Raw genomic sequence first — 14,141 nt, 5'->3', positions numbered from 1 at the left:
TTAAGCCTTAAACGCAGCCTGGGACGGGCGGAATTGTGGGGCAGCGATCGAGAAGGCGATCGCCGCTTCTGGGCCATGATCTAGCTTCACCAGACATTGTGCTGGTTTCTGGGTTGGTTTCATAGCGGGTTCTGCGGCAAATTCCGAATACATCGAGGGTCGGGTAGCGTCGCTTTTTCCGGTTCGCGGGGAAACCAGAACGCCGTGCGCTTGCAAACTTCCACCAGCATTAGCATGACGGGCACTTCGATCAGCACGCCCACCACGGTCGCCAGCGCCGCGCCAGAGTTGAGGCCGAAGAGCGTGACGGCCGTGGCGATCGCCACTTCAAAATGGTTACTCGCACCGATCATCGCAGCCGGAGCCGCGTCTTCGTAGGAGAGGCCCAGCTTTTGGGCTGCCCCGTAGGAAATCAGAAAAATAAAGTTCGTTTGCACAAACAGCGGCACTGCAATCAGCAAAATATGCAGTGGATTTTGCACGATCAGGTCGCCCTTGAACGCAAACAGCAGCACCAGCGTCGTCAGCAGCGCTACCACTGCCACCGGGCTGAGATAGCGCAAAAACACGCGCTCAAACCAGACCTTGCCCTTGTTTCGCAAAATCCAGGTGCGCGAAATGGCTCCTGCCAACAGCGGCAGCCCCACGTAAACCAGCACCGACAGCACAATCGTTTCCCACGGAACCGAGAGATTGTTTGCCGCCAGCAGCCAGCGGCCCAGGGGTGCGTAGAGAAACAGCATGACCAGGGAATTGACCGCCACCATTACCAGCGTCAAGCCCTGATTGCCAAAAGACAGGTAGCCCCACATCAGCACCATCGCCGTGCAGGGCGCAATGCCCAGCAAAATTGTTCCCGCAATGTAGGAGTTTGCCAGCGAGATTTCACCGCCCCGGATCACTTCTGTTCCAGTAATCAGCGGACGGAACAGGTATCCCAAAAAGAATTGGGCAAAGGCGACCATTGTGAACGGCTTGATGAACCAGTTCACCACCAGCGTCAGCAGAACTGGGCGCGGCGTTCGAGCGGCCCGCTTTGCCTGCGAAAAATCAATTTTTACCATGATGGGATACATCATGAAGAACAGGCAAATGGCAATTGGAACGGACACCTGATAAACACTCATGCGGTCGAGGGCGATCGCCACATTGGGAAACAGGCGGCCCAGCGCAATGCCCGCCAGAATGCACAGAAACACCCACAGCGTCAGGTAGCGCTCAAAGACGCTAAGACGATTGCCAGCTTGAACCGGACTGGCAGGGGAGGAGGACTTTTCAAATGACATAGACCACCACGATATCTGGAACGCCAGAAAGACTATAGAAAGGTGGAAAACGCGCGGGAGCAGTGAATTCGCGCTAAAAACCAGCAAAACCTCTATTTCTAAAGCCTTTATTCTAGGGCTTGCTTTAAAGCCCTTTGATCCCCCCTAGCCCCCCTTAAAAAGGGAGGAACCGAGCCGAACTCCCTTAAGGGGGATTTAAGGGGGTTTGATCCCCCCTAGCCCCCCTTAAAAAGGGGGGAACCGAGCTGAATCACTCCGGAAATCCTGCTTATTAAGGGGGATGTAGGGGGATCGACTCAGGGCAATCAACAACCTAAAAAGTTTTAAGACACTGCCTAGCGATGAGACAGAGCTAGTCTCCATCGCCGCCTTTCCAGGCTACAGACGGCATCGGCTTGGGGTCGGGCAGGCGCAACTCAATGAGCCAGGCCGCCAGCACAAACAGGCTCGACACCCAAAGACAGCCCACCAACCCAAAAAGCTGATAAATCAAACCCGACAGCACCGTTCCCGCCAGTCGTCCCGCCGAGTTTGCCATGTAGTAAAACCCAACATTCAGCGCTACCTTGTCATCATCGGTGAACGCCAGCACGAGATAGGAATGAACGGCTGAATTGAACGCAAAGATGATGCCAAAGAGCATCAGTCCCACTACGATCACCGCATCAGGGGGAAGATTAGTAGTCAGACCGAGGGCGATCGCCGCTGGAACGGCCGTCAGAATCAGCGTCCAAAACTGAATCGTCACGGCGCGGGGCGGCTGTCCGCCATTAAAGCGACGCAACAGAGTCGGCGCGAGGAATTGAATAATCCCATAGCCAATCACCCAGCAGGCCAGGAAGCCGCCCGCCTGAAAGAACGACCAGCCCAACACGCTCCGCAGGAAGACCGGAAGCCCCACGACAAACCACACGTCACGCGAACCGAACAGGAAAAACCGCGCCAGCGACAGGATATTAATTTCCCGACTCTTGGAAAAAAGCTGTGTAAATTTGACCTTGGACTTGATCTTGCCCATGCCGCTGGGCAAGAAAAAGCCCGTCAGCAGGATCAGCGCCAGACCCGCCGCCATGATCCAGAGCGATAGCTCGAACCCAAACAGCGACAGCAGCGCCGCCCCCAGGAAAAAGCCCACACCCTTCAGCGCGTTTTTGGAACCCGTCAGCACTGCCACCCATTTGAACAGCGACGACTGCGCCTCCTGCGGCACGACTAGCCGAATCGCGCTCTTGGAACTCATCTTGGTCAGGTCTTTGGCAATTCCCGAAAACGCCTGCGACACCATCACATACAGCACTGCAAACCACTGCGCCCAGTCGCGGTTCAAGAACGACAGCATCAGCAGCGCCAGAACCTGCAACGCAATGCCTGCATACAGCGTCACCTTTAGACCCAGTTGCGACCCGATCCAGCCGCCCAAAAAGTTGGTGACAATGCCAAAAATTTCGTAAAACAGGAACAGAAACGCAATTTCCAGCGGCGTATAGCCAATTTCGTTGAAATACAGCAGCACCAGCATCCGCAGCGCCCCGTCTGTCAGCGTAAAGCCCCAATAGGCCAAGGTGACAAGAGCGTAGTTTTTGACGTTGGCAGCTTGGGTAGCAGTCATAAAGCGTTTGAGGTAATGGGGTTTGGGGATGGGACGTGAGGCTGCTGTATTTCGCTGCTGTATTTTACGGCTGTATTTTACGGCTGTATTTTACTGACGATGGGTTCAGGACACTTCCTCATGCCCGCAGGACGGCCACCTTCTTCGCCAGTTCCGCCATCCGGTTCGCATACCCCCACTCGTTGTCATACCACGCCAGAATTTTTACCTGCGTGTCGTCGATGACCATTGTGGAGAGCGCGTCGATGATGCTGGAGCGGGGATCGTCTTTGTAGTCAATGGAGACGAGGGGGCGCTCTTCGTAGCCGAGGATGCCGTTCAGCGGGGCAGTTTCGGAAGCAGTTTTGAGCAGCTGGTTCACCTCTTGAACCGTTGTGGGGCGGGCGACTTCAAATACGCAGTCGGTGAGGGAGGCATTGAGCAGGGGGACGCGGACAGCAAGACCGTTGAGTTTGCCCTTGAGTTCGGGATAGATGAGGGCGATCGCCGTGGCAGAACCCGTCGTCGTGGGGATCAGCGACATCCCCGTGGCGCGGGCGCGGCGCAGGTCTTTGTGGGGCGCGTCTACGATCGTCTGCGTGTTGGTGTGGTCGTGGACAGTAGTAATCACGCCGTGCTTGATCCCAATGCCTTCGTGAATCACCTTTACCACGGGAGCCAGGCAATTCGTAGTGCAAGAAGCGGCCGTCAGCAGGTGATGCTCAGCAGGGTTGTAGAGGTGATCATTCACGCCCATCACCACATTCAGCGCCCCCGTTTTCACCGGAGCCGCCACAATCACCTTCTGCACGCCGCGTTTGAAATACGGCTCCAGCGTTTCCACCGTGCGAAACTTGCCCGACGCTTCTAGCACCAGGTCTACGCCATACTCTTCCCAGGGCACCTCGCCAGGGCTGCTGCATTCGCTAAAGCTGAGGGATTGGTCGTTGATGCGAATGCGGTCATCTCCTTCCGCCGCCACCGCATGTCCCCAGCGCCCATGCACCGAGTCAAACTTCAGCAGATGTGCCGCGCAGTCTGCCCCGCCTTTGACCTCGTTGATGTGGACAAACTCCAGTTCGGGCCAGTCCCAGGCTGCCCGCAGCGCCAGCCGTCCGATCCGGCCAAAGCCATTGATGCCAACTTTAATGGAAGAAGCTTGTGTAGCGGTCATGCGGGGTTAGGGGGTGGGAGTTGCAGAGTAAGGCTTGACATCAAGCGGGCACAGCCTAGCCCTGAGACTACACCGTGCCCGCGTTTTGCTGAGTGCTGCTTAGAAGGCAGCTTCTTTTTGCAGCAGGTCTTCCAGTTTCAGGTTGGTGGGGGCGGTTCCTGCAAATACAGTGCCCACCTTACCCGTTTGGAAATGGGTCAGCGCAATGTTGTAGACCTCATCGGGCAGGGGCACGTAGCCTACCACCTTGGCCAAAAATCGGCCGTTGTTGAGGTAGTACTCTACAAACTCTTTGAGCTTGGGGTTCTTTTCAACCGAGTCCGCGTTGACATAGATGAACAGCGGTCGCGCCAGGGGTTGATAAGTCCCTTCTCGAACCGCCTCTGCGGAGGGTTCGACCGGGCCTGCGCCGTTGTCGATCGGCACTGCCCGCAGCAGCGTGCGGCTTTCTTCAAAGTAGGCAAGACCGAAATAGCCCAAGGCATTGGGGTTGTTGCGAACGCCGCGCACGAGATCGTAGTCATCTTCGCTGGCAGTGTAGTCCTTTCGGCTGGCTCCGGTTTCACCCACAATTGCCTCGGTGAAGTAGTCAAACGTACCCGAATCGCTGCCTGCGCCGTAGAGTTCTAGCGGGCGATCGGGGAAGGTCGAGCGCACCTGGTTCCAGCGCGTAATCCGTCCTTCGGCGCTGGGTTCCCAGATTTTTTTCAATTCTGCGACGGTCAGCGAATCGACCCAGTTGTTGTCTCGATGAACGGCCACCGTTAGCGCATCGTAGGCGACGGGTAGTTCGTAGTAGCGAACGCCCGCAGCTTTGCAAGCATCCATTTCGCGCTTGTTGATGGGTCGGGAGGCGTTGCTGATGTCTGTTTCGCCTGCACAGAATTTGCGGAAGCCTGCTGAGGTTCCCGAAAACGCAACTTTGACTTCTGGGTGATCCTTGCGCTCGAAGGCGTATTCTTTAACGACTTCATCGGTGATGGGATAGACCGTGCTAGAGCCGTCGATGGTGATGGTTGCCTCGGCCGGGGCGACGGGCTTTCCGGTGGTGTCGGTGGCGGCGGGCACTCCGGGCGATTCTGTGATGATGGGTGGTGTGGGTACGCTACAGGCTGTGATGGTTAGGCTGGTGGCGATCGCCATCACTGAATATCGAACCAGAGAATATCGAACCAAAGAATTTTGCATCTTAGTTTGCATCTTTTGCATCTTAGAAAGATTGCTGAGTGCTTGGATAATTGCTTTCATGGGTAGCCTTACTCCTGAGTTGCATCCAGGGCTAGACCAACGTTGGCCTGCTAGTGAACACGATTGTCCAATCGTGCAGCCAGGAAACCTTTGTCGGCAGGAACACAGACGCTTTAAGTTTTGTTTATAGCGATCGCAAAAAATTGCAAAAAACTTGTCTCAAACCTTAACCTGACTGGGTTAGCAGCCCACCTAAAGCTTGACTGGAAAATCCGCCGGAGCTAAAACCTCTGCTCAGTTCGGCCCATCGTCCTCAACCTGCCAAATCAGCAGCCTGAGTCAAACTTGTGAAATAAACCTAGACAAACTAAGAAATATTGATACATCAAATAAAGTCGATGAGTCAAGCCGCAATGTGGCCTGCAACACAGAAACTTTCAACGATTTATTAAATCACGCGCCTGAGCCAAAAACCTGCTCCAGAAGACCCCTGGCCCTCTATCAGCGAACCCTGCTGCTAGGCACAGGGACGACCTGGACGAGCCTGTCCGCAGCGGCGAAAATCTGCCAAAAACTGCTCCAATAGCGCAAATTGCGGCAGGTTCAGGCTGTAGTATATCCAGCGGCCCTCTTGACGAGCGACGACCAGCCCTGCTTCGCGCAGCGCCTTGAGGTGAAACGACAGCTTGGATTGCGACACATCTAGCACGTCGCACAAATCGCACACGCATAGTTCCTGAGTCCGCAGCGCGTCGATAATTTGCAGGCGCAGCGGTTCCGACAGAGCGTGAAATCCGGCAATGGTTTGGGCAGGAGTGAGGGCGATCGCTTCAGCCATTCTGAACTTTAGGAGTCGTTGTGAAACTTGAGGCTCTTGGTCAGCAGCGCAACACCAGCATCACGCTCAAGTCCTTCCATTCTAAGAGGTGTCCGCGAGTTGTCAGACAGATACCGGATGCCAAAACGTACCGGATGCCAAAACGCTGGCTTGCGGCGATCGCGGGAGCTGCTTGGGGCAGGGGTTGGAGCTATCAGCCAATTTCTTCAGCCAATTTCTTCAGCCAATTTATAGATCTCCAACCTGCAAGCAAACGCCCAAACATAGATTCTGCCGTAGATCTGTTAAGATGCAGGTTCGCGGCACGCTATTCCAGTCTGAGGCCGCACTGGGCAATTCTAAGAGCATTCCTCAGATCCTTTAGTTTCAGAGCAACTGGTTTTAACCAACGGGTTTTAATCCAGTGCGCCAAGAATCTGTCCTGAAACACCCCTTTTCTCGATTTGCGGCAGGCTGGCGTTTCAAACGGCGCAGATCGAATCTATTTTGGAGTTTTAATGTCCTTTTCTGATCTCGGTCTGACCGATGAAATCGTCCGTGCGGTGACTGCACGCGGCTACACTCAGCCGACTCCGATTCAAGCACAAGCCATTCCCGCCATATTAGCGGGGCACGACCTGCTGGCCAGCGCCCAAACGGGCACAGGGAAAACCGCTGGATTCACACTGCCGATTCTGCACCTGCTGGCGGCATCGGGGCGTGGTGCTTCTCCTGGCAAGCCCATGCCGCGCGTTCCCGTGCGATCGCTCGTCCTCACGCCCACCCGCGAACTGGCCGCCCAGGTCGAAGAAAGCATTCGGGAGTATGGCCAGTTTTTGCCGCTGCGCTCCACCGTTGTCTATGGCGGCGTGGGAATGCAGCCCCAAGTGCAGCGGCTACGCGGCCGTGTTGATCTGCTGGTGGCCACGCCAGGGCGACTGCTAGACCATGTGCAGCAGGGCACAGTGGATCTGTCGCGGGTGGAAATTTTGGTGTTGGACGAAGCCGATCGCATGTTGGATATGGGCTTTTTGCCCGATATTCGCCGCGTCCTGGCGCAACTACCCAAACAGAGACAGAATTTGCTGTTTTCTGCCACATTTTCCGATGAAATCAAGAAACTAGCCAGCGGGCTGCTTCATAATCCCGTCACGATTGAAGTGGCACCGCCCAACGCCACGGCTGACTTGGTGGCGCAAAAGGTGTATCCCGTCGATCGCCACAAAAAGCGCCAGCTCCTGACTCACCTGATTCAGCAGAACAACTGGTTTCAAGTTCTGGTGTTTACCCGCACCAAGCACGGCGCAGACCATCTGGTAAAGCATCTGGGCAATCATCAGATTCCCGCGATGGCGATTCATGGCAACAAAAGTCAGGCCGCCCGCACTCGCGCTCTGGCTCAGTTCAAAGACGGCAGCCTGCAAGTGCTGGTGGCAACGGACATTGCCTCTCGCGGCATCGACATTAGCGAACTGCCCCATGTGATTAACTTCGAGTTGCCGCATGTGCCAGAGGACTATGTGCATCGGATTGGGCGCACGGGGCGGGCAGGCACCGAGGGCGAGGCAGCCTCGCTGGTCTGCGTAGACGAGCTAAAGCTGCTGGCGGATATCGAAAAACTGATCCGGCGATCGCTCCCTCAGGAAATCGTCCCCGGCTTTGAACCCGACCTGAACGCCAAGCCAGAACCCATCCCTAACGGGCGCAATCGTCAGGCGGGCGGGCGCGGGCGATCGGGCGGCGGGTCGGGGGGCGGCTCAGGTGGCGGCAGCGGGCAAGCCCGTTCGCATTCTGACAGAGCGCCGGGTCGTGCGGCTGCCAAGGCTGGCCTGTCGGGCCGGGGCGATCGCCCTAAACCCGGCAGCAACACAGACAGCGCCGATCCCGGCCGCCGCCGATCTCGCCCTGGCTCTCCGGGTTCCCGTCGTTCTGCCCGTCGCCCCGCCAGCTAAGGTCAGGATCATAAGTAATTCAGCGGGTCAACGGGTTCACCGTTTTTGCGGACTTCAAAATGCAGGTGCGGCCCGGTCGAAAAGCCCGTAGAACCCACAGCGGCGATCGCCTCTCCCCGGCTGACTGCCTGCCCTTCAGACACATACACACGGCTGGCATGGGCATAGAGCGTGGTGATGCCGTTGCCATGATCCACAATCACCGATCGCCCGTAGCCGCCATACCAGCCCGAATAAATCACCACGCCGTGGTTGGCAGCGCGAATCGGAGTGCCCGTCGGTGCGCCGAAGTCGATGCCCGCGTGAAAGCGGCGATAGCCCAAAATTGGATGGACGCGATAGCCAAAGCCACTGGTCAGCCGCCCATCGGCAGGAATACTCATAATGCCGTTGCCGCGAATCACAATTCGGCTGCGCGACGCGGCGGCAAGGCGCTGGCGAATCAGGTTTGCCAGACTGGCGGAATCACGGGCCAACTGCTCCTCAGCTTCTTCCAGCGCTTGCTGATCCTGCTTGAGCCGGGTAATCAGCGTTTCCTGCGTGGCGGCCTGCTGCTGATATTCCGCCTTTTGAGACTGGAGTTCCTGAGTAATCAGGGCAATCTCGTTCTTCTGGCGCTCGACGGCGCGATGCCGGGCCACTAGCTCATCCGATTGCCGCTTGAGATCCACCAAAAACTGGTTGTCTGCCTGATAGACTCGCCGAAGCTGATAGCGCCGTTCTAGAAATTCGTTCAGGTTTTGGCTTTGCAGCAGCACAGCCCAACCACTGCTGTCCTTTTGTCGCTGCAAGAAGCGCAGCCGCGCCACAGTGGCAAACTGCTGCTGCTGATAACGCTCCTCAGCTTTTTCCAATTCAGCCTGAAGCTGAACCAAGCGCGTGTTGGCATCTTTTAGCTTCTTTTCATTCTGCTGAATTTGGGCTGTCGTCGTGTTGATTTTGTCTTCCAGTGCGTCGAGCTTTTGCTGAGCAGAGTTTTCCAGATTTTCTAGCTGGTTGCGCTGCTGGTTCAGGGTCGATCGCTTTTGCTCCACTTGCTGCCGCTGTTGCCGGAGTGTGTCTATGGAGGGCGATGCCTGAGCGAGGACTGTGGGCAGGGCGATCGCCCCCGATTGAAGCACCGCAGATTGCGCCAAAACTCGCATTCCCGCACTTCCCAGCAGCAGCACCGACAGCAGCAGCGCTATCCCCGCAGAAGAGATGCCAGCGCGACGCTGCCAAAGGCGATTAAGACGATTCCAGACCCTCGATTGACCCACTGTAAGCTGTTGGTTTTAGAAAAGGATGCTCGAAACAGACTGACACCGCCGCTTAGCAGCAGCCACCACAGCGCCGACCCCAAAAACACACCCAGCACTGTTACCGTAGCCGCCAGCGGGTCACCGCTAGAACTCACCAGCCCCAGCCCAGCAAACACCGCTGCAAAGGACATGATAGTTGCTGGATTTGTCAGCGTTAACAAAATTGTCGAAAGATAGGCACCCCATAGCCCAGCGGCTCGAGTTTTGCCATCGGTCGAAGCGGCCTCTGTGGCTGGCTGGGCGCGGAAGGTCTGCACCCCCAGATAAATCAGAAACAGCCCGCCGATCAGACGAAACCACCCGGCTTGACCAATCAGGATAGCAGAGATCAGGGTCAATCCGTACGCGGCGATCGCCCCATATATAGCGTCTGCTGTGGCCGCGCCCAAACCTGATAGCAATCCCGCCAGTTGCCCCTGAGCCAGGGTTCGCCGAATGCACAGTACGCCGATTGGGCCGACTGGAGCAGCGATCGAGAACCCTATTAGTAGACCCCGGATAAAGAGAGAGGCATTCATGAGGGGGGAGGGGGGGAAAGGGAAAAAACGAAAAACGAAAAACGAAAAACGAAAAGAGAAAGCGGGTATTGGTCAGGATTTCTTCGTTCTTCTGTCTTCGTTCTTCTGTCTTCGTTCTTCCGTCTTCGTTCTTCTGTCTTCGTTCTTCCGTCTTCGTTCTTCTGTCTTCGTTCTTCTGTCTTCGTTCTTCTGTCTTCGTTCTTCCGTCTTCCCTCCATCACTCCCCAACGGGCAGCACGCTCGTCTCTTTCACCGTGGACAGCACAATCGTCGTGCGGGTGCGGAGGATACCAGGAAGGCTCTTGACTTCGTCGCTAACCAGACGTTCCAGATCTTTGGTGTGCTGGCAGCGGACTTTCAGCCAGTAGTCATCCTCTCCGGCGATGTGGTGGCATTCCTGCACTTCGGCGAGTTGCAGGACTTTTTCCAGGAAGGGGGCGCGGTGTTCGGGGCGCTCCAGCGTAACGGCAATGAAGGCAGTGAGGTGACAGCCTGCTGCCTCCGGATCAACCCGCGCGGTGTAGCCCAAAATCACGCCGCGTTCCTCTAGCCGCCGGACGCGATCGCCCGCCGCCGGGGCCGACAGTTGCAGCACCGTTGCCAGTTCGGCCCAAGTCATGCGGCCGTTCTGCATCAGGTGGCGAATCACTTTGGAATCGATGTCGTCTAGGCTCATAGAGTTAACATAGCAAGATATTTTGAGGTAAAAATCTTTTTTTATTAAGCAATCTGCGCTTTCAACTTTTGATGCCAGCATAAAATTTAATTGCCCGTCGCTCACATTTCCGCATTGTTTCCGCATCGGGGAACTTGTCAGCATTCAGCACTCGTCCTCTATAGCTGGAGACTCTTGCGCTCCAGGCCTGGGAGGTTGGGGGGCTAGCCTTCCAGGCAAAAAATTTTCACCCGCTAATCTGCATAGGTCAATTTGCACAGGACAATTTGCAGAGGCTAAAGTCCACCGAGCCAGCAATCTACAGGCAGGCTTGTCGCTAGAATGAAGAGAACCAGCGCGATCGCCCCATTCAGCGAAGATTTGCGCGGAATATTGCTCTCTGCCTGTTGCCATGTCTGCAAAAACGCCGCTCATTGGTCTGCAATCCGCCCACTTTCGCCACCCGCTCGATTTGCAAGCAACTCAGGCATTGCAGCAGCTTCCAGGGCTGGATTTAGCGATTCGCGGGCTGCTGGGGCCGGTGGCGGAGCAGTTTTTTCAGCTAGAGAACCTAGCATCAGGGATTTTGGTGAGCGATCGCCAGTTGCCCCAGCTTCATGAACTCCTGCTAGAGGCGTGCCAGATCCTCGACCTAGAGCCGCCGCAGCTCTACGTACGGCAAAACCCCACGCCCAACGCCTACACCTTTGCCATGCGCGGCAAGCAGCCGTTTGTGGTCCTCCACACCTCGCTGATTGACCTGCTAACCCCGGAAGAAATCCAGGCAGTGATTGCCCACGAACTGGGGCATTTGAAATGCGAACACAGCGTCTATCTGACGATGGCGAACATTGCAGTGCTGGCGGCGGGGCAACTGGGGCTGCCGCTGGGGCCGCTGGTGGCGCAGGGCTTGCAAGAGCGGCTGCTGGAATGGGTGCGCTGTGCCGAATTTACGTGCGATCGCGCTGCGTTATTGGTCGCGCAAGATGCTCGCGTGGTGGCCTCGGTGCTGATGAAGCTGACGGGCGGTTCCCCCACCCTCGCCAGCCAGCTTAACCTGGACGCATTTCTGGAACAGGCCCGCGCCTACGATGACCTCAGCCTCAGCGACATGGGCAAAATGCTGCGCGAAACCCAGACTGCCCAGCGCACCCATCCGGTTCCCGTGCTGCGGGCCCGAGAAATCGATCGCTGGGCCAGCAGCCAGGATTATGAAAAGCTGTTGCATCAGCGCCCAATCCCGTATAATGAAAAGGCCAAATCCCAGGGCGGGTGGCGAAACTGGTAGACGCACCACACTCAAAATGTGGCACCTTCGGGTATGCGAGTTCGATTCTCGCCCCGCCCATCTTAAAGACTCTGAAAGCGTCTGAAAAACAGTCTGACGAGCAGAGAGTCTAAAACGCTGAATGGCTGCTAGCCTGAGCGCAACTACGTGGCTCAGTTCGTCGGTCTTGACTTGATCTAAACGATTCTCCCGACCCCATTCGATACACTGGAGGTCAGGAGATGAAGTTTCAGAGTTTCAACTGTGCTGCCAGACCTATCGCTGGCGATCGTGGAGGAGGCACTACGCCTTAGCCAAACAGAAGATCACGGTGCAGTGAATCGCTGGCTGTTGCACCAGTTTCAAGCCTTGAAGCGCTGACATTCAATTTGTAGGAACTTGCCATGACCCAGGCCAGAGCCACGTTTGCCAGCTTTGAGGAATACCTCACCTACAGCGATGCAGCGCCGCTGGAGGGTCGCTATGAGTTAATCGATGGGGAGCTAATCGAGTTGCCGCCAGAAGCCAGGATCAACAGCACAATTGCCGTGCGAATTTTGCTGGCGCTGGTCGCGGCGGGTGTTTCGGTTGATCTTGTCCACCCTGGCAAGTGTGAAATTCAGGTTCCCGTTTTGCAGCCCCGGGACTCGGCTAATCGCTATCCCGACCTAGTGGTCCTGCGTCCCGAACATCTGGAGCTAACGCAACGACGGCTGACGATTACGCTGGAAATGCCCCCACCGCGCCTAGTAGTGGAAGTCCTCAGTCCTGGCAAAACGAACCGCGATCGCGATGATGTGCGAAAGCGGGCCCAGTATGCAGCAGTTGGCATTCCCGAATATTGGCTAATTGACCCGATCGCGCAGACGGTGACGGTGCTGTCGTTGGAAGGAACCGCCTATCGAGAAGTCGGCACCTTTGGCACAGGTGAGGCGATCGCCTCCGTTGAGTTTCCTGACCTGGCGATCGCCGTCAATCAGATTCTTGCTCCTGAACGCGAGATAGTTATGGGGGAGGAAGCATGACCCAAGCTAAGGCAAAATTCGCGACCTTTGAGGAATACCTCACCTACAGCGATGCAGCGCCGCTGGAGGGTCGCTATGAGTTAATCGATGGGGAGCTAATCGAGTTGCCGCCAGAATCAGAGCCGAACAACTGGATTGCAGACAACTTGCAGTTTTTGCTGGCGATCGCCCATCTCTTTCCCCGTCGGTTGATTAAGACCCATGCTCTAGAACTCCAAGTGCCTGTGCTGCAACCCAAAGACGCAGCTAATCGCTATCCCGACCTGGTGGTCCTGCGTCCCGAACATCTGGAGCTAACGCAACGACGGCTAACGATTACGCTGGAAATGCCCCCACCGCGCCTAGTAGTGGAAGTCCTCAGTCCTGGTAAAACAAACCGCGATCGCGATGATGTGCGAAAGCGGGCCCAGTATGCAGCAGTCGGTATTCCCGAATATTGGCTAATTGACCCGATCGCGCAGACGGTGACGGTGCTGTCGTTGGAAGGAACCGCCTATCGAGAAGTCGGTACCTTTGGCACAGGTGAGGCGATCGCCTCCGTTGAGTTTCCTGACCTGGCGATCGCCGTAGATCGGCTCTGGGAGGAGGGTTAGGGGGATTCACCCCTGATTTACCCAAGGTACTTGCATCAAGGTTTATTAACTTATTGGCATCAGACCAGCGCTAGCAGCTGCAATTTGTAAAAATGAATACAGAAATTTTTTCTGCTTTTTCTCGCTTAGACGCGGGAAGAGCGTTTCTGTGTTGATTTTTTCTGCACTGATTTTTCATTAAGCCGGAGTCTGAAACTATGTCCCTTTACCCGACCGACACGGCGCGGCTGACACTAGACCTAGAGCGGGCGATCGCCCAGGGTTGGAACCCAGTCTGTCGCATCACCTACAACCGGGATACGTGGGTCAATCTGCTGCAACCGCTCAGTGCCTACAGCTTCAATGAAGCCAAGCTGCTGTGCCAGGAGGCTTCTGGGAGCTGGGTGGCGTGGGTGCCGGATTATGGTGAGGTCGTGTTAGACCGGAGCGATTTCTACTGCTAGGGCGATCGCCGCTGAATCTGGTTTGAATCTGAATGCTTGAACCAGAGCCGTAGACCGTTACAAATACCAACGATGAACACCGACTCTGTGGACCCTGTAGTGGACTCTGTAATTGACTGGGATGAGCTATTCGAGTACCTGCCCGGAACGATGGTAGAACTCAAGGAAAAACCTGGCATTTTGTATCAAATTGAATCCTACGAAGCGCTGATGGTTCCCCCAATTTGGCTGGTGGGCGATCCGCGACCCCGCTATCCCAGCGATCTGCACATCGTCTCGCGGCGAGAGGTTCAGGTCTGTGAACTGGAGCCTCAGTCGGCGCTGGGCTAGATTT

At 56.1% G+C, this 14,141-nt stretch carries 15 protein-coding genes and 1 tRNA gene; 7 read left to right on the top strand and 9 right to left on the bottom strand.

The genetic code is table 11. The annotated features are described in order from the left end of the window. The 6 genes from HNI00_RS14390 to HNI00_RS14365 all read right to left on the bottom strand — a co-directional run bounded on the left by HNI00_RS14390 (position 1) and on the right by HNI00_RS14365 (position 6,074). On the bottom strand, positions 1-123 hold the full coding sequence (locus tag HNI00_RS14390) for a hypothetical protein (RefSeq protein WP_316787296.1): 123 nt from the start codon (positions 121-123) through the stop codon (positions 1-3). After that, the gene (gene arsB, locus HNI00_RS14385; protein WP_316787294.1) at positions 120-1,286 is read right to left on the bottom strand and encodes an ACR3 family arsenite efflux transporter; all 1,167 of its coding nucleotides are present in this window, start codon (positions 1,284-1,286) and stop codon (positions 120-122) included. Before arsB ends, HNI00_RS14390 begins: the two co-directional genes overlap by 4 nt. Before the next feature lie 352 nt (positions 1,287-1,638). Then, positions 1,639-2,895, bottom strand: coding sequence for an organoarsenical effux MFS transporter ArsJ (gene arsJ, locus HNI00_RS14380; RefSeq protein ID WP_316787292.1), 1,257 nt, complete (start codon positions 2,893-2,895; stop codon positions 1,639-1,641). A gap of 118 nt (positions 2,896-3,013) precedes the next feature. Continuing rightward, positions 3,014-4,048 (bottom strand): ArsJ-associated glyceraldehyde-3-phosphate dehydrogenase, encoded by a 1,035-nt coding sequence (locus tag HNI00_RS14375; protein ID WP_316787290.1) that lies wholly within the window; start codon positions 4,046-4,048, stop codon positions 3,014-3,016. A 99-nt stretch (positions 4,049-4,147) separates the two neighbouring features. After that, entirely contained in the window at positions 4,148-5,236 is a 1,089-nt protein-coding gene (locus HNI00_RS14370) for a PstS family phosphate ABC transporter substrate-binding protein (RefSeq protein WP_316787287.1), read from the bottom strand. A 517-nt stretch (positions 5,237-5,753) separates the two neighbouring features. Next, entirely contained in the window at positions 5,754-6,074 is a 321-nt protein-coding gene (locus HNI00_RS14365) for an ArsR/SmtB family transcription factor (protein WP_316787285.1), read from the bottom strand. 497 nt (positions 6,075-6,571) lie between these two features. Between HNI00_RS14365 and HNI00_RS14360 the strand changes: the two genes are divergently transcribed. Then, complete coding sequence (locus HNI00_RS14360) at positions 6,572-8,005, top strand: DEAD/DEAH box helicase (protein WP_316787283.1); 1,434 nt, start codon at positions 6,572-6,574, stop codon at positions 8,003-8,005. Positions 8,006-8,013: 8 nt separating this feature from the next. On the opposite strand, the gene HNI00_RS14355 is transcribed toward HNI00_RS14360, so the two are convergent. The 3 genes from HNI00_RS14355 to HNI00_RS14345 all read right to left on the bottom strand — a co-directional run bounded on the left by HNI00_RS14355 (position 8,014) and on the right by HNI00_RS14345 (position 10,500). Next, a complete protein-coding gene (locus HNI00_RS14355; protein ID WP_316787281.1) occupies positions 8,014-9,264 on the bottom strand; it encodes a murein hydrolase activator EnvC family protein in 1,251 nt (416 codons plus the stop codon). Further along, positions 9,189-9,824, bottom strand: a complete 636-nt coding sequence (locus HNI00_RS14350) for a LysE/ArgO family amino acid transporter (RefSeq protein ID WP_316787279.1) — start codon at positions 9,822-9,824, stop codon at positions 9,189-9,191. The genes HNI00_RS14355 and HNI00_RS14350 overlap by 76 nt, the downstream gene beginning before the upstream one ends. A 217-nt stretch (positions 9,825-10,041) precedes the next feature. Further along, positions 10,042-10,500, bottom strand: a complete 459-nt coding sequence (locus HNI00_RS14345; protein WP_316787277.1) for an Lrp/AsnC family transcriptional regulator — start codon at positions 10,498-10,500, stop codon at positions 10,042-10,044. A 391-nt stretch (positions 10,501-10,891) separates the two neighbouring features. Here HNI00_RS14345 and HNI00_RS14340 point away from each other — a divergent pair, with 391 nt between their 5' ends. The 6 genes from HNI00_RS14340 (at position 10,892) to HNI00_RS14315 (ending at position 14,137) form a co-directional block, all read left to right on the top strand. Continuing rightward, positions 10,892-11,767: a M48 family metallopeptidase gene (locus HNI00_RS14340; protein ID WP_316787275.1), complete on the top strand. Its 876-nt coding sequence runs from the start codon at positions 10,892-10,894 to the stop codon at positions 11,765-11,767. Further along, a tRNA-Leu gene (locus tag HNI00_RS14335) sits at positions 11,746-11,827 on the top strand. Before HNI00_RS14340 ends, HNI00_RS14335 begins: the two co-directional genes overlap by 22 nt. 323 nt (positions 11,828-12,150) lie before the next feature. Beyond that, positions 12,151-12,771: a Uma2 family endonuclease gene (locus tag HNI00_RS14330; RefSeq protein ID WP_316787273.1), complete on the top strand. Its 621-nt coding sequence runs from the start codon at positions 12,151-12,153 to the stop codon at positions 12,769-12,771. Next, positions 12,768-13,364: a Uma2 family endonuclease gene (locus HNI00_RS14325; protein WP_316787271.1), complete on the top strand. Its 597-nt coding sequence runs from the start codon at positions 12,768-12,770 to the stop codon at positions 13,362-13,364. Before HNI00_RS14330 ends, HNI00_RS14325 begins: the two co-directional genes overlap by 4 nt. A 197-nt stretch (positions 13,365-13,561) precedes the next feature. Further along, positions 13,562-13,807, top strand: a complete 246-nt coding sequence (locus HNI00_RS14320; protein ID WP_172355649.1) for a hypothetical protein — start codon at positions 13,562-13,564, stop codon at positions 13,805-13,807. Positions 13,808-13,879: 72 nt separating this feature from the next. Then, positions 13,880-14,137 (top strand): hypothetical protein, encoded by a 258-nt coding sequence (locus HNI00_RS14315; RefSeq protein WP_316787266.1) that lies wholly within the window; start codon positions 13,880-13,882, stop codon positions 14,135-14,137. Positions 14,138-14,141 lie beyond the last annotated feature (4 nt).

Source organism: Thermoleptolyngbya oregonensis NK1-22, from assembly GCF_032705245.1.
GTDB lineage: Bacteria > Cyanobacteriota > Cyanobacteriia > Elainellales > Elainellaceae > Thermoleptolyngbya > Thermoleptolyngbya sichuanensis.
The sequence above is the reverse complement of the archived record's forward strand: the minus strand, read 5'-3'. Positions and strand labels throughout refer to the sequence as shown.

Bases quoted from the DNA above. Each gene is read 5' to 3' on its own strand.
- HNI00_RS14315 (WP_316787266.1), top strand. From the start codon at position 13,880: ATGAACACCGACTCTGTGGACCCTGTAGTGGACTCTGTAATTGACTGG.
- HNI00_RS14350 (WP_316787279.1), bottom strand. From the start codon at position 9,824: ATGAATGCCTCTCTCTTTATCCGGGGTCTACTAATAGGGTTCTCGATC.
- HNI00_RS14375 (WP_316787290.1), bottom strand. From the start codon at position 4,048: ATGACCGCTACACAAGCTTCTTCCATTAAAGTTGGCATCAATGGCTTT.
- HNI00_RS14360 (WP_316787283.1), top strand. From the start codon at position 6,572: ATGTCCTTTTCTGATCTCGGTCTGACCGATGAAATCGTCCGTGCGGTG.
- HNI00_RS14365 (WP_316787285.1), bottom strand. From the start codon at position 6,074: ATGGCTGAAGCGATCGCCCTCACTCCTGCCCAAACCATTGCCGGATTT.
- HNI00_RS14320 (WP_172355649.1), top strand. From the start codon at position 13,562: ATGTCCCTTTACCCGACCGACACGGCGCGGCTGACACTAGACCTAGAG.
- HNI00_RS14390 (WP_316787296.1), bottom strand. From the start codon at position 123: ATGAAACCAACCCAGAAACCAGCACAATGTCTGGTGAAGCTAGATCAT.
- arsB (WP_316787294.1), bottom strand. From the start codon at position 1,286: ATGTCATTTGAAAAGTCCTCCTCCCCTGCCAGTCCGGTTCAAGCTGGC.
- HNI00_RS14345 (WP_316787277.1), bottom strand. From the start codon at position 10,500: ATGAGCCTAGACGACATCGATTCCAAAGTGATTCGCCACCTGATGCAG.
- HNI00_RS14325 (WP_316787271.1), top strand. From the start codon at position 12,768: ATGACCCAAGCTAAGGCAAAATTCGCGACCTTTGAGGAATACCTCACC.
- HNI00_RS14370 (WP_316787287.1), bottom strand. From the start codon at position 5,236: ATGCAAAATTCTTTGGTTCGATATTCTCTGGTTCGATATTCAGTGATG.
- arsJ (WP_316787292.1), bottom strand. From the start codon at position 2,895: ATGACTGCTACCCAAGCTGCCAACGTCAAAAACTACGCTCTTGTCACC.
- HNI00_RS14330 (WP_316787273.1), top strand. From the start codon at position 12,151: ATGACCCAGGCCAGAGCCACGTTTGCCAGCTTTGAGGAATACCTCACC.
- HNI00_RS14340 (WP_316787275.1), top strand. From the start codon at position 10,892: ATGTCTGCAAAAACGCCGCTCATTGGTCTGCAATCCGCCCACTTTCGC.